6 protein-coding genes and 1 tRNA gene are annotated in these 13,286 nt (G+C 61.7%); 5 read left to right on the forward strand and 2 right to left on the reverse strand.

Features of this window, described 5'->3' with window-relative positions:
* Window position 1: 1 nt before the first annotated feature.
* The 3 genes from DFR52_RS02520 (at window position 2) to DFR52_RS02530 (ending at window position 9,523) form a co-directional block, all read left to right on the forward strand.
* A complete protein-coding gene (locus tag DFR52_RS02520; protein WP_158284840.1) occupies window positions 2–2,626 on the forward strand; it encodes a helicase-related protein in 2,625 nt (874 codons plus the stop codon).
* Between the two features lie 190 nt (window positions 2,627–2,816).
* Window positions 2,817–7,811, forward strand: a complete 4,995-nt coding sequence (locus tag DFR52_RS02525) for a protein NO VEIN domain-containing protein (RefSeq protein ID WP_110030333.1) — start codon at window positions 2,817–2,819, stop codon at window positions 7,809–7,811.
* A complete protein-coding gene (locus DFR52_RS02530; protein ID WP_110030334.1) occupies window positions 7,811–9,523 on the forward strand; it encodes a nuclease-related domain-containing DEAD/DEAH box helicase in 1,713 nt (570 codons plus the stop codon). Before DFR52_RS02525 ends, DFR52_RS02530 begins: the two co-directional genes overlap by 1 nt.
* A 180-nt stretch (window positions 9,524–9,703) precedes the next feature.
* Here the strand turns inward: DFR52_RS02530 and DFR52_RS02535 are convergent.
* Window positions 9,704–9,793: transfer RNA gene (locus tag DFR52_RS02535), tRNA-Ser, on the reverse strand.
* A 292-nt stretch (window positions 9,794–10,085) separates the two neighbouring features.
* The gene (locus DFR52_RS02540; protein WP_110030335.1) at window positions 10,086–11,330 is read right to left on the reverse strand and encodes a CaiB/BaiF CoA transferase family protein; all 1,245 of its coding nucleotides are present in this window, start codon (window positions 11,328–11,330) and stop codon (window positions 10,086–10,088) included.
* Window positions 11,331–11,534: 204 nt separating this feature from the next.
* On the opposite strand from DFR52_RS02540, the gene DFR52_RS02545 reads away from it, so the two are divergent.
* Both DFR52_RS02545 and DFR52_RS02550 read left to right on the forward strand, forming a co-directional pair.
* A complete protein-coding gene (locus tag DFR52_RS02545; RefSeq protein ID WP_245415162.1) occupies window positions 11,535–11,924 on the forward strand; it encodes a hypothetical protein in 390 nt (129 codons plus the stop codon).
* Window positions 11,925–12,208: 284 nt separating this feature from the next.
* A complete protein-coding gene (locus tag DFR52_RS02550; RefSeq protein ID WP_170132207.1) occupies window positions 12,209–13,249 on the forward strand; it encodes a septal ring lytic transglycosylase RlpA family protein in 1,041 nt (346 codons plus the stop codon).
* Window positions 13,250–13,286 lie beyond the last annotated feature (37 nt).

Below are 13,286 nucleotides of genomic sequence, written 5' to 3' on the forward strand. Positions count from 1 at the left end.
TATGAGCCAGTTCGCAGGATGGGAAGCGGTTTGCGCGTGCATCGGTGGATCGCAAGAACCGGAATTATTTCCACAAGACTATCTCGATGAGGGCCAGATCGACGGCTTGAATGCTCTGGCTGCGTCCATGAAAAAGCACGGTGCAGTGCTCGCCGACGAGGTCGGTATGGGCAAGACGCGGATCGCCGTCGCGCTGGCCCTTGCGGTCAAGCGGAGCGGCGGCAGGGTAGCCATCGTTGTTCCACCGGTCGTCGCCCCACAATGGCGCGACGAGATCATCAAGGCCGGCGAGAGTTCCAAAGACATGCTGCGCAGCTTCGACGGCTTGATGCGTGACTATGAAACCGATGGCGCGGCAAGAATGGATGACGCGCTCGTCATCCTCTCTCACCGTTTCGGTGACGTGCGTGCACAGACGTCCGGAAAGAGGTGGCGCGCCGATCTCCTAAAGCTGCTCGTCTGGAATGCGAACAGAAGAATTCGGAAGGGATGTACGCTCGCGGAACGGCAAATGCCGGGTGTCAAGTTGGCGGCCGGCGAGATCATTAGGCGGGCCGAGCATTGCCATCTCACTAAATCCGCCGTTGAGAAAATCGTCGAGCAGTTCCAGAACCTCGATAGTCGGGCTGAACTCGACGATTTAAATTCAAATTGCTTCAAAAACCAGTCGCCTGAACTCAAGTTGCTTGAACGCACACTTGGACTTGCACTTGGTCCGTTCGATCTGATCATCATCGATGAGGCCCATAAATCTCGTGGTGAATATAAGAAACTCTCGGTGCTTATTGATCGCGTCATCCTTTCATCTGACAAGACGGGCCGACGACTTGGCCTGACTGCGACCCCGGTCGAGCTTGACGTGTGGCAGTGGAAGAGCACGCTCATGCGCGTTTGCATGTCTGAGCCTGTTTGGATGTCGATCGAACCTGCTGTGCTGGAGTACCGCGAAGCTGCCGAAGCGGCACGCCGGCGCTGGCGTACCGACGAAACGGCACAAAGCCGTTACATGACGGCGGCGGCGAAGTTTCACGCAAGTCTTGCGCCTTGGGTTGTGCGCCGGGACAAGCGTCGTGATGTCACAACCATTCTGTTCAACGAGCACTCGCCAAGCGGAATGAGCTATCGACGGCAGCACCCGATCGAAGTTCAAGCCGGTGATCTATCGCCAGGCTGGCTCCGGATCGTGTTTGCCGCCGAGGCACTCTCAGTCATCGGACAGGCGGCCGCTGACACGACTGCGGCTCGTGCACGGCTGACGATCAGCAACGGTCACGGAGTGGCCGGGATTATCGACAAGTTAGCGAGCCGGCGGGCTGGAAACAGTCGCCACGAAGATGACGAAGCCGATCGCCAGCAGTCTGCGGAAGACCGTGCGGAAGACGGTGTCAAAGCAAGCGCAGAGCTCTCATTCGAGGAATATGGCGTGCGCAAGCGAAAGCAACGTGCGGACTGGTGGAAAAAGGCGCTTTCGGCACCATTCGATAATGGCACCGAGAGCCTTCTTAATCATCCGGTGCTGTCGAAGGTCATTGTCGAGATCGAAAACTACACACGCACTGGCGAGAAGGTACTCGTGTTCGGTCGCTTCACGCGGCCCATGCGTGTCCTGACAGATCTTCTCAACGCCCGGGCGCTGTTGCGGGCAGTTCGAGATGGAACACCTTGGCCGCAGGAAAAGACCTCCGACGACGATCAGGGGGTGCTGCTCGCAGCTGCCAAGCAACTGGAATTTGATTATGACCGCAAGCATGTCGATGACATTCTGACCGATGCCTACAGAGCGTTCGAAACGCACCGTCAGGCACTGCGAAACCACATCTCGTCCTTGATCGAGAGCGGGGCAACTGACCAGACCGCCCTGTTGCAGGCCATTGCGAGGGACACGGACCCGTCGACGATAGTCACGCCGCTGGCCCGGGCTGCCGAGCCTTTCTTGCGCGAGGACACGTCGGGCTCGAAGATCTCACGCAAAGCGGTGATCGGAGCGCTCATCAATGTCACCGATGCCCTACGCGAACGCGGCGAGGGAAGCGCCCAAGACGATGATAAACTGGACGACCTCTCTGCGAATGCACTGTGGGCAAGGCTTCGTGAGGGCCTGATAGAGGAGTACGGTGCGCCTCGAGCCTCATTTGCACGGATGCTTTACGGCCAGACACTCCCTTCCACGCGACGTCTGGTTCAGCTTGCCTTCAATCGCTCGGAAAGCGAACCGCATGTGCTAATCGCCCAATCCATGGTCGGACGTGAAGGGCTCAACCTGCACGAAAGCTGCCGGATCGTCATTCTACTCCATCTCGAATGGAACCCCGGAGTCGTGGAGCAGCAGATCGGCCGCGTCGATCGCAAGAACAGCCATTGGTCGCGGCTTCTGCGGGAGGCAGTCGATGCCGGTAGCAGGGAGATGCCGCAGATAGAAATTCGACCCGTGATCTTTCGGGGTACATACGATGAGCATCATTGGTCAGTACTGTCACGGCGCTGGGACGAACTGCGCTCGCAACTGCACGGTTTCATTGCGTCGGGCAGCGATCGTGAGAGCCTGACAGAAGGTGACAGGCGGCTTCTTCAGTCGCTCGAGGAAGGGAGCCCAGACTTTTCGCCAGAACCATCATCAAAGACGTGAGCTACGAAAGTGTTCGCTCCATCAGGATAAGACGGGATTCCCAGCCGTCCTCAACATCATGGCAGCTGTACGTCAAATCCCGTATCCCGGTGCGACGCCGGTTCACGCATGGCGGGAATACGATTGTCGCTGAAACCGCTTTATCTACCCAAACTAGAAAGCTATGTGTTTGGCAATAGGGGGATTCTAATTGAGCGACCATATTCGATCTGACCAGAACCCTCAGTCCAAAATCGAGGGAGCTCGGTTCGCGGAGCTTTCCGAAGCTGCGCCGAAATCGGTAACAATTCCGTATCGAGCAAATCTACTTGGCAACATCGAACAGGCGCTGAAGGGGCTGCAAGGGTATGGCATCATGGCGCTGGAACTGATCCAGAACGCTGACGATGCCGGGGCCAACAGCTTATCCTTCGATGCACGCGATGATGCTTTGGTTGTCGGGAACGAGGGAGAGTTCACCAGTTGTGGGCTTGAGGACGCCGAATGTCCGTGGACCAAGTCCGGCGATCCTACCGGGTTGAGGCGTCCCTGCAACTTCCATGCGATCGCTGAGATGGGTAGCAGAAGCAAGCTGCACGCACCTGAGCAGACCGGGCGCTTCGGGATAGGTTTTGTATCGGTCTATCAGATCACTGACACGCCTATCGTCCGGTCGTCCGGCGTCGAGTTGCGCCTCAATCCGCAGACCCAAGAGGTGGTAAAGAGCGAGATCGCCCGTTTCGCCGGCACTCAGTTTGTGCTGCCGTGGGCCGCAGAGAATTCTGAAGTTAGGGCCGGTCTGAACGCCTCACCCACACCGGTGGATGTCGCGGACAAAGTGGTCGCGGAGATCGACCACGTTCTCGAGGGCAGTCTGCTTTTCCTTCGGCATATCCAACGTGTCGAATTGCGACGCAACGGCAGGCTTATCGTCAGCGTCGAGATTGATCGGTCCGCGGAAGCGGTGACACTTCGGTTCGATCCATCCGGGCACACTCAACGCTGGCTTGTCCTTCAACGAGAGGCCGATGACGTTGTTGCAGCTGCCAAGCTTTCCGAGCGGTTCGATGCTTTGGCGCGGCTTGACCGTTCGATGACGGTCAGCGTCGCTGTGCCGCTGAACCTTGAGCAGATAGACGGTTTGCTTTACGCCTACCTGCCGACCCGCCAGTCGACCGGCATGCCCGTCCATGTGAACGCCGACTTCTTTCCCCATGCTAGCCGTCAGGCGATTGTGCTAGAGGGCGAACAACATGACCGATATTGGAACGAGGCGCTCATCGAGACGGCCGCGGCGGCATTAGCGGACAATTTCGTCCGCATCCGCGATCTACTAGGTTCGGAGCGCTTCTGGGCGTTGGCTGAGGCCGCGTTTCACCGGCGGAGTGAGCCCGCGTTCAAGCCGTTTTGGGATAGACTGGGAAAAGCTGCGACCGAGGCGCCATCGATATGGACCACGCAGGGCGAATGGCGCCTGCCGAAAGAGACGGCCCTCCCGCCCGACACCATGACACCCCCTGATCAGGCCGCGATCGCCGAATTTGGTCTCGCATTGATCCATCCCAAACTGCGTCGTCATTGGACCGTGCTATCTAGCATCGGTGTGCAGCATCTCCGGCTTGCGAATTTGGTCGCCGCGTTGGATGCCCGGGCGGACGAAGTAACAGCGGGCGAAAGCAAGCCTCTGCGGAGGCTTTGGTCAGCCATCGAACTGTTGATCGACGTGTCCTCGGACAGAGCCGAGCTGCCCATGGTGCTTGCAAAGCTAAAAGCCATTTCCTTCATGCTGGACGCCGATGATCAACCAATCAGCCCAAATGAAGCTCGACGACTGCCCGCTAGCGTATCGGCGGCTGCGCTGCGACGTACGGTTCCAAATCGCATCCTTGTGAATTCCCACATTCTATCACTCCCACATCTTTCAAGCCTCGTCGCAGAATATTTGCTGGACGATCTCGCATCCGACCTTGCGGATGTGATCACCGACGACATGTCGGCCACCGCGGCGATAGGCGACACTGACGCGGACGCCCGACGCTTTTACTCCCTACTGACATCGTTCCCGACGGATAGGAAGAGCGGCGCAGTTTCGGGCACACTGGCAGAAGTTCCTATGTTGCGGACCGGCACTGGATTTGTCAGCCCGTCACGGGGCCAGTTGCCCGGCGACTTCCGTGATCCCATCGGGCACTTCCAGATCATCGACACCCGGCTGTTCGTCACCGTCATGATGGATCTGGCGAGGGACGTGCTGCAGACAAACGTCCTAACGTTCCGCGATTACGTTGAGGAGCACCTCGAGCAGATTCTCGCTGGAGAGTTGACGCGGCAGCAGTATGGCGCGCTGCTTACCGAGATCTTGAACCACCGTTCCCAGCTCGACGAGGACGGCACCCTTGCGGCACTGGCCGGGATCGCCTTTGTTCGTACACGGGCCGGAGAATACGCGAGACCGAACGAATTGTATTTTTGGTCCGCGCCGTTGGCGGCGATTCTTGGCGAAGAACCGGCGAGATGGGTGGATGAGACTTGGCTTCCGAGTGAGATAAACGCGCGGTCCCGCGATCTGTTCGAAAGGCTCGGCATGCCCATCACGGTCGCGGCAGAGCACATAGTCGAGCGCATCAACACCATCGCAGAGGCAGGCAATCTTGACAACATCGTTGCCGGAACAACGCCCATCATTCGTTACGTATTGGAGCGGTGGACTCGTTTCGATGACGAAGACCGGATTGTGCTAAGCAGACTGCGGGAAGTGAAGTTCCTCTCCGCGATCGTGGATGGAGAGCGGAAGGAGGGGCTAAGATACTCACCGCGCGGGGTCTATCGGGCTGGTCGCGCGACCGGCTTCGCGTCCCAGGTGCCGGTTGTCGAGATGACGGCCCTGCGCCAGTCGACCTCGGTAGTTACAGAATTCCTGGACCTCATAGAATTGCCAGCGGAGCCGCCGACAGAAAAGATCGTAGCTCATCTTGAACACTGCATGAGCTCAGGCACCGCTGTAAACGACCTAACCTATCAGATGTTGAGCGAGCGTCTGGAGCGCTCTGACAATGCCGGATGTATCGATCGCCTTGAAGGAACAGACTTCATCTATTTTCCTGATGTCGGCTTCATCGGCGCCGGCGAGGTGTTCTGGATCCCGCCGGCCTTCGGTGGGCTTTGGCACACGGCAAGCGCGCGCATGCGACAGCGCGATCAGCTCTACCGTCGGCTTGGGGTCGCCGACTCCCCCGAGCCCCGCCACTTCGCCGCTCTGGCCTTGCGGATCGCGGGCAGTCCTTCACCAACAGCCACGGACATTGTCATTCATAGCCGCTGCCTCGCCGCTCTTGCCGAGGCGCTCGAGCGTGAGGACGCTGGCGCAGCGGAAGCTGTCGATCTCCTATCGGACGAGAGGGCATTTCTTGCCGTCAATGGCGACCCGATTTCGACTAGGGATGCGATATGGCTGGACTCTGAACAATTGGCCGCACCGTTCGGTTCGGTTCTGGACGATCGTATCGTTCGATTGACCGACCTCAGTCGTTCGGCCGCGATCCGGTTCCTGTTTCGTCTGGATGTGCCTGCGCTGACCGACATTGCCCGGTTCCGCTTGGCAGATGAGCCCGATGGACGCCCCGCCATCGAAGCGACCTCTCTCTTGCAGTCAAGAGCCGATTTGATCCTTTGGCTTGCACCCAATCGTGCGACCCGGCAAGCTCTCATCGAAATTCTTCAGCGGCTTGATGTTAGCTTTTCCGCCCAGTTGATGGTGCATGCAGAAATCGACGCATTAAATCCGCCGGTGCGATCCCCAGCATCGTCCGCTAATGCCTACTTGGATCGTGAGGCAGGGCTGTTGCATGTACGCTCGACAACGAGTCGGGTGGACTGGGCTGCTGCCTTTCGCGTTGTGTTCTCCGAAATCGAACGATTTTGCCCATCCACTGACATTCCGCCGCTGTGTCTGACCGCCGCATACATCATGTCGCTGGAGGATCGGACGGAGGCTGAGCAGGCGCTCCTGGCATCGGACTTCAAAGCGCCTGCCGATGACAACCAGGGGATCCAAGTTGGCCGTGAGCTCGAGGACGAGCAAGTTGAGACTAGCGCCGATGTTGCGGCCGAGATCGAGGTCGTCGAGGATGGCCCTACCGACGACGACCCTATCGAAGATATAAATGAAAGTACTGTGGCAGAGGATGAAGCTTCGTCGGACAACAAAGACACACTCGACTCAGGGTCGAAGAGAACTGAGATCAGACAGAACGACGGAGCTGGTTGGGATGACAAAATTGGTTACGATACCGCCGGGGACCGATATGCTGCCGGGCCTGCCGATGACCCTCAAACGGATGATGACGTTTCTCAAGACGGTGAAAACGATGACGTCGATCTCGATGATGAGGCCTATGGGTCCGCCTCCGGTCGCGGTGCTTTCGGTGCAGATCCAGGTGATGTTGCGACAACCGGAGTGACGGCAGCAGGTGGCAACGGGCGAGGCATCGCGACATCGAGTGGCGAGCCTCGCGGAACTGGCGCTTCGCTTAAGGCCGGAGGCAATCGGAAGCATGAAGCCATCGCGGAGAACCAAGTGCGTCGTTCGCGCATGCTCTCCTACGTGTTACGCAGTGGACCGAGCGGAAATGGCGATGCTGCGGTCGCGTCTGCAGGCGACGACATCTCGAAACTTATCGACGCGGCAGCAATAAAAGCGGCGCTCAGCTATGAGCAAACACGGGGATGGGCTCCCGAACAACAACCGCACTTCAACCCCGGTTTTGACATCGTATCGAGATCGCCGAGTGGCAGTCGTCGTCTCATTGAGGTAAAGGGCCTCGAAAGCGATTGGACCGAGCGGGGTATCAAGCTCAGCCATGTCCAGTTTGCGATGGCGCGTGAACACCTTGATGAGTTCTGGATATACGTCATCGAACATGCTCGTGACATGGAACGCCAACGTGTAAGTGCGATCTGCAATCCCTTCGGAAAGGTCGAGGAATACTGGTTCGACCATAATTGGCGTCAGGTTTCGGAAGAGCGAGCTTCGTCGCGCGACATTCATCTACGGGTAGGGCTAAAGGTCGAGCATCATCTCTGGGGCAAAGGAGTAGTGACCGAAATCGATTCGCGTGGTGCGATCCCATTCGTCGTTGTCGACTTCGGCACCATAGAAGGACGGCGAGGGGTTCCATTCAACTCTTCGCTTAAGGTGCTCGGCTGATGGCGAAGTGCTTCCCCGAGCCGTATGATGCGGTATCCGAATCCAAGGCAGAACTCCTGCTGTATAAGGCCCTCGCTGAACAGCTCGGACCCGACTATGTTATCTTACATTCTGTGGCTTGGATATCACGGCCCGGCGGTAGTGGGCCGCGTGAAGGAGAAACCGACATCCTCATAGCCCACCCCGTGCGCGGTTTGCTCGCATTGGAGGTAAAGGGTGGACGCGTCTCGCTCGATTATCGCACGCGGACTTGGGTATCAATCGACGCGAACGGCGTCGCCCATGACATCAAGAATCCCTTCGATCAGGCCCGGCGCGGAAAGTTTGCCCTATTAGAGAAACTCAAGGAAAGTCCGGCTTGGAAGAAGCTGGGCATTGGGCGTTTCAACATTGGATATGCGGTGTTCGTCCCGAATGTCGGGGACGGCGACCGACTTCGCGGACCTGATGCCCCCGCCGAAATGATCGGCGACCGGCGTGATCTCTCCGATCTGGGCGCATGGGTAGGGCAGGTGTTGGACTACTGGTCAGGCCAAGAAGGGGCTGGTCAGCAGATCGGCACGCGCGGTGTGGATGCCCTCGTCGCGCTCTTCGCTCGTTCTGTTTCAACGCGACCATTGCTCTCTGCCCGTATTGCTGATGAAGAGGATGTTCGGTTTTCACTAACGATCCGCCAAGCCGCAATCCTTGATATTTTGAGGCGCCAGAGAAGAGTCGTTATTGCCGGTGGCGCTGGCACGGGGAAGACCCTGATCGCACGAGAGAAAGCCGTGCGACTGGCTTCTGAAGGCATGCGCACGTTATTGCTTTGCTACAACCGCGGACTTGCCGATCATCTCCGCGAGCAGTGCACTACAATCGGAGGTTTGGATGTCGCAACCTTTCATCAGGTCTGCCACAGATGGATCGAGCGGGTGAAGGCAAAGAATGGCAGGGACCTGCTATCCGAAGCGCGCGCCAACCTGCCGCGAGGCGACGAGTTTGATCATCACATGCCTATGGCTCTCGCTAACGCGGTAGACACTTTGGGTCCAATCTATGACGCAATCGTGGTTGACGAAGCTCAGGATTTCGGTGACGAGTTCTGGCTCCCGGTCGAGATGCTCTTGACGCGACCCGACGAAGCCATGCTCTACGTCTTCTTGGATGAGAATCAGGACATCTACCGCCGTTCCGCGGAAATACCGGTGCAGGGTGAGCCGATGGTGCTCGACCGCAATTGTCGGAACACCGATGCGATCCATGCGGCAGCTTACAGTCATTACCGTGGTGCTGTCGTCGAGCCGCCTCAGATCAGTGGTGTCGAGGTTAACCGTCTCCTTGCTTCTGGGATTGAAAAGCAGGCGGCGTTGATCGGAACGTTGGTGACCAAGCTCGTCGTTGAGGAGGGCGTAGCTCCTCACGAAATCGCAATCTTGCTCTGTGATCCCGCCGATCGGCCCGCGCGCGAGCGAGCCCTTCAGACGTTACCTCTGCCTGCCACGGTGAAACTCGGTCGGGTCGAAGACTTCAGCCGCGGGGGACTGACCGTTGATACGGTCGCTCGTTTCAAGGGGCTCGAGCGTGCCGTGGTGATACTCTGGGCTTTCGACCGGTGTGATGTGGGCAAAGATCGCGAAACGCTATATGTAGGCATGTCACGTGCCAAATCTCTGCTTTATGTTGTTGGGTCGCGCGAGGCCTGTGACCATATCTTAGCAGCTCAGACATAAGTTCGTCGGCATTCTTTGAAAGTTGCGTGGCGATTTGGCACCGCTCAACGCGAAACCAGCCTGACGCGCGCATTCACCGGATGGCACTGATACTCATCGAAACGAAAGTGCACACAAGAGTGCACACAGTCAAAATTCATTCCATATTATCATTTAAATACAACTATATGCTCGATTAGGTGGCGGAGGAGGTGGGATTCGAACCCACGGTACGGTTTCCCGCACGCCGGTTTTCAAGACCGGTGCCTTCAACCGCTCGGCCACTCCTCCGCTGGCCTCGGGGTCAGGGCCGGGCCGTAGCGGGTGGCGCCCGGTTGACGGCGCTCTCCACGGCTTGGCTGCCCGGGGCAGGTGGCGCATCTCTACAGCGCGGCCGGCGCCGGCGTCAACCGGATTGCGCGCCGCATCGCTTGCGGAAGCGGCCGCGGCGAGAGTGCTTCGGCCGGCGCGGGCCGCCCGATCGCGGGCTTTCGTCCGCACCCGAGCAGCCGCAATCGGCTGCCGCAGCGGGCCGCGCACCCGACCGGTGCCGCGGGGCCGTTTCGGCTGGGCCGCTCGCGCCTCAGTCCGGGTCGCGGCCGTCGTCTGCGGCGGGCGGGCTCCGCCAGCGGCTCAGCATCTCCGCGGCCGTGGCGGCCGATTGCGGGCGGATGGCCGAGGGCGTGCGGCCGAAGCGCGGGGCAGGGGCCGGCTGGAGCAACCCGCCCGCCGCCGCCCGGCCCGATTCATCGCCCGGTTCACCGTCGGGTCCCTCACTTGTTTCAGCGTGCGATTGACGGCCCGTTACGTCGCCGGGTCCGCTTTCCGCGTCGGCGCCCTGTTCCGGGCCCGGCGCCGGGCCGCGGACGAAGCTGGCGCGGGCGCTGTTGTGCGGGTGCTCCGCCGCCTCCGCCATCGACAGCACCGGCGTCACGCAGGCGTCGCTGCCGGCGAAGGCTGCGGCCCAGTCGTCGCGGCCGCGGCTCAGAAACGCGCCGGCGAAGTCCGCCTCCATCGCCGGCCAGCCGGCGCGGTCGTGCTGGCGGTAGCGGCCGGGGTCGAGCCCCAGCCCGGCGACAAGCCGGGCGAAGAACTGCGGCTCGAGCGCGCCGACCGCGACATGGCCGCCGCCGGCGCAGGAATAGCAGCGGTAGAACGGCGCGCCGCCATCAAGCAGGTTCGAGCCGCGCTCTTCGCGCCAGCCGCCGGACTGGCGCAGCGCGTGAAACAGGCTCATCAGCACCGGCACGCCGTCGCTCATGGCGGCGTCGACCACCTGGCCGTGGCCGGTCCGCCGCGACGAGATCTGCGCCGCCAGCACGCCGGCGAGCAGGAACATGGCGCCGCCGCCATAGTCGGCCACCAGGTTGAGCGGCGGCACCGGCGCGCCGCCGGCCTCGCCGATGGCGCCGAGCGCGCCGGAGATGGCGAGATAGTTGATGTCGTGGCCGGCGCGCGGCGACAGCGGCCCGGACTGGCCCCAGCCGGTCATGCGGCCGTAGACGAGCGCCGGGTTGCGCGCGAGGCAGACATCGGGCCCGAGGCCGAGCCGCTCCATCACGCCGGGGCGGAACCCCTCGATGACGATGTCGGCCATCTCCACCAGCGCCAGCGCCGCCTCCCGGTCCGCCGCCTGCTTGAGGTCGAGCTCCACGCCGGCACGGCCGCGGTGCAGGATCGCCTCGCCGAGATCCTCGAAGGCCGCCTGGCCGCCGGGGCGGGCGATGCGGACGATGTCGGCGCCCATGTCGGCGAGCAGCATGGCGCAGAGCGGCACCGGCCCGATGGCGTCGAACTCGACGACGCGGATGCCTTCAAGCGGTCCCATGCAATTCCTCCCCGATGCGGCTCTCCCATCGGCAAGGTGTAGCGCGCTTTTGCGCCAGCGCCATCCTCAATCGGGCAGGGGTGCCCGGCACTGTGGGCCGGGGGGCAGGGCGGCGGTGAAACTTTTTCCGCTGCAGACCGTTTCCCGTCGGGAAGCGCGGCCGGGCCGGCCGTGCCACGCCGCCTGATTTTGAAAGGACGTCCCATGCGCCTGCCGCTCGCCGCATCCGCCCTCGCGCTCGGCCTCATGCTGCCGATGCAGCCCGGCCTGGCCGAAGACCTCGCCGGAGACGCGCTGCGCGCGCTCGTCACCGGCAAGCGGGTCTATCTCGCCACGCCGCTCGGCGGCGAATTTCCGCTCAACTACCGCTCCTCGGGCGAGGTCACCGGCGACGGCTCGGCGCTCGGGCTCGGCCGGCTGATGGCGCCGCGGGAAAGCGGCCGCTGGTGGGTCAAGGGCGGCCGGCTGTGCCAGCAGTGGCCCACCTGGTATGACGGCAAGGTCACCTGCTTCCGCATCTCGAAGACCGGCGAGCGGTCGATCAACTGGGTCCGCGACGACGGCGCTGAGGGCAGGGCGCGCATCGAGGGCTGAGTCCCGGGCGGCCGAATCAGCCGCCGCCGACTGACCGATGCGGGCCGGCGTTGGCGCCAAGGTGCATGCGCGGGCCGGCGCAGGCGCCTTCCGGGCGCGGAGTTTACCGTCTGTTCACCATGAATTCGGCTTTGTGGCGCTCCTTGGCGCGGCCAAACGCATTTTCGCCATCTTGCCGGTGGACTTAAGGCTTCGACAAGGCCGATAGGGTCTCATTGTGGTGCGGACGGCCCGGGACGGGGCATTCCGGAAGTGACGGGGCCATTGGGCGTGAAGTGGGGCAAATGATTTCTGCGGTATCCAACAGATGGGCGCGCCAGGCGCTGGGGCTCGGGCTCCTGACCTTGGCCTGCGCCTCCATGGCGGGCTGCAGCTCGACCTCCAAATCCGGCTCTGGCACGCCGAGCTACATCAACACCAAGACGAAGTTCTCGGTCGCCGAATACGGCGTCGCCGCCAGTCCGCGGGTGACGATGTCGAAGAACGTGCCCAAGGGCGGCGGCCGCGACATGGTCGGCAAGCCCTACAAGGTGCGCGGCAAGTGGTACACGCCGAAGGAAGAGCCGGGCTATGACAAGGCGGGCATTGCCTCCTGGTACGGGCCCAACTTCCACGGCCGGCTGACCGCCAACGGCGAGATCTACGACCAGTTCCATCTCTCCGGCGCCCATCCGACCTTCCCGCTGCCGAGCTATGCGCGGGTGACCAACAAGAAGAACGGCCATTCGGTCATCGTCCGCATCAACGACCGCGGCCCCTATTCGCCCGGCCGCATCGTCGATGTCTCCAGCAAGGCGGCGGAACTCCTGGAAATGAAGCGCGACGGCATCGCCGCCGTCCGGGTCGAATATGTCGGCCGCGCTCCCGTCCACGGCGACGACATGTCCTATCTGATGGCCTCCTACCGCACCAACGGCATGCCCGGCGATCCCAACCGCGACATGCCGGGCGGGGTGATGATGGCCATGAACGGTCCTTCGCCGTCGGGCGGCCCGTCGCTTCCGGGCGTGGGCGCGGTTGCAGCCGTGGCGCCGCCGGCAGGCATCACCGCCGCCGCGCCGGCGGTCGAGACCGCCTCCGTGGCGATGATCCCGCAATCGGGCTACGCCGCCGGCTACAGCGCCGACACCAGCCTGATCCCGGCTTCCTTCCGCCTTCCCGACATCGGCCCCGTGCCGCCGGACCGGCCGTCGGTCCTGGCCGCCGCCGGCGTCACCCTTGCCAGCGGCTATGCCGATGTCGGCCTCGCCTATCGGGGCGGCCGCGTCACCCGCATCAGCCAGGCCTTCGACCATCTGCTGGCACCCGGGCCCTCCAGGCCCTGACCGCTCCGGCCCTGCGGCGGCGTCGCGATTGATCGCA

The organism is Hoeflea marina (genome assembly GCF_003182275.1).
Classification (GTDB): domain Bacteria; phylum Pseudomonadota; class Alphaproteobacteria; order Rhizobiales; family Rhizobiaceae; genus Hoeflea; species Hoeflea marina.

What these genes read in the sequence shown, in the direction of transcription:
- DFR52_RS02520 (WP_158284840.1), top strand. Translation starts at nt 2, where the DNA reads ATGAGCCAGTTCGCAGGATGGGAAGCGGTTTGCGCGTGCATCGGTGGA.
- DFR52_RS02540 (WP_110030335.1), bottom strand. Translation starts at nt 11,330, where the DNA reads ATGGGACCGCTTGAAGGCATCCGCGTCGTCGAGTTCGACGCCATCGGG.
- DFR52_RS02530 (WP_110030334.1), top strand. Translation starts at nt 7,811, where the DNA reads ATGGCGAAGTGCTTCCCCGAGCCGTATGATGCGGTATCCGAATCCAAG.
- DFR52_RS02545 (WP_245415162.1), top strand. Translation starts at nt 11,535, where the DNA reads ATGCGCCTGCCGCTCGCCGCATCCGCCCTCGCGCTCGGCCTCATGCTG.
- DFR52_RS02550 (WP_170132207.1), top strand. Translation starts at nt 12,209, where the DNA reads ATGATTTCTGCGGTATCCAACAGATGGGCGCGCCAGGCGCTGGGGCTC.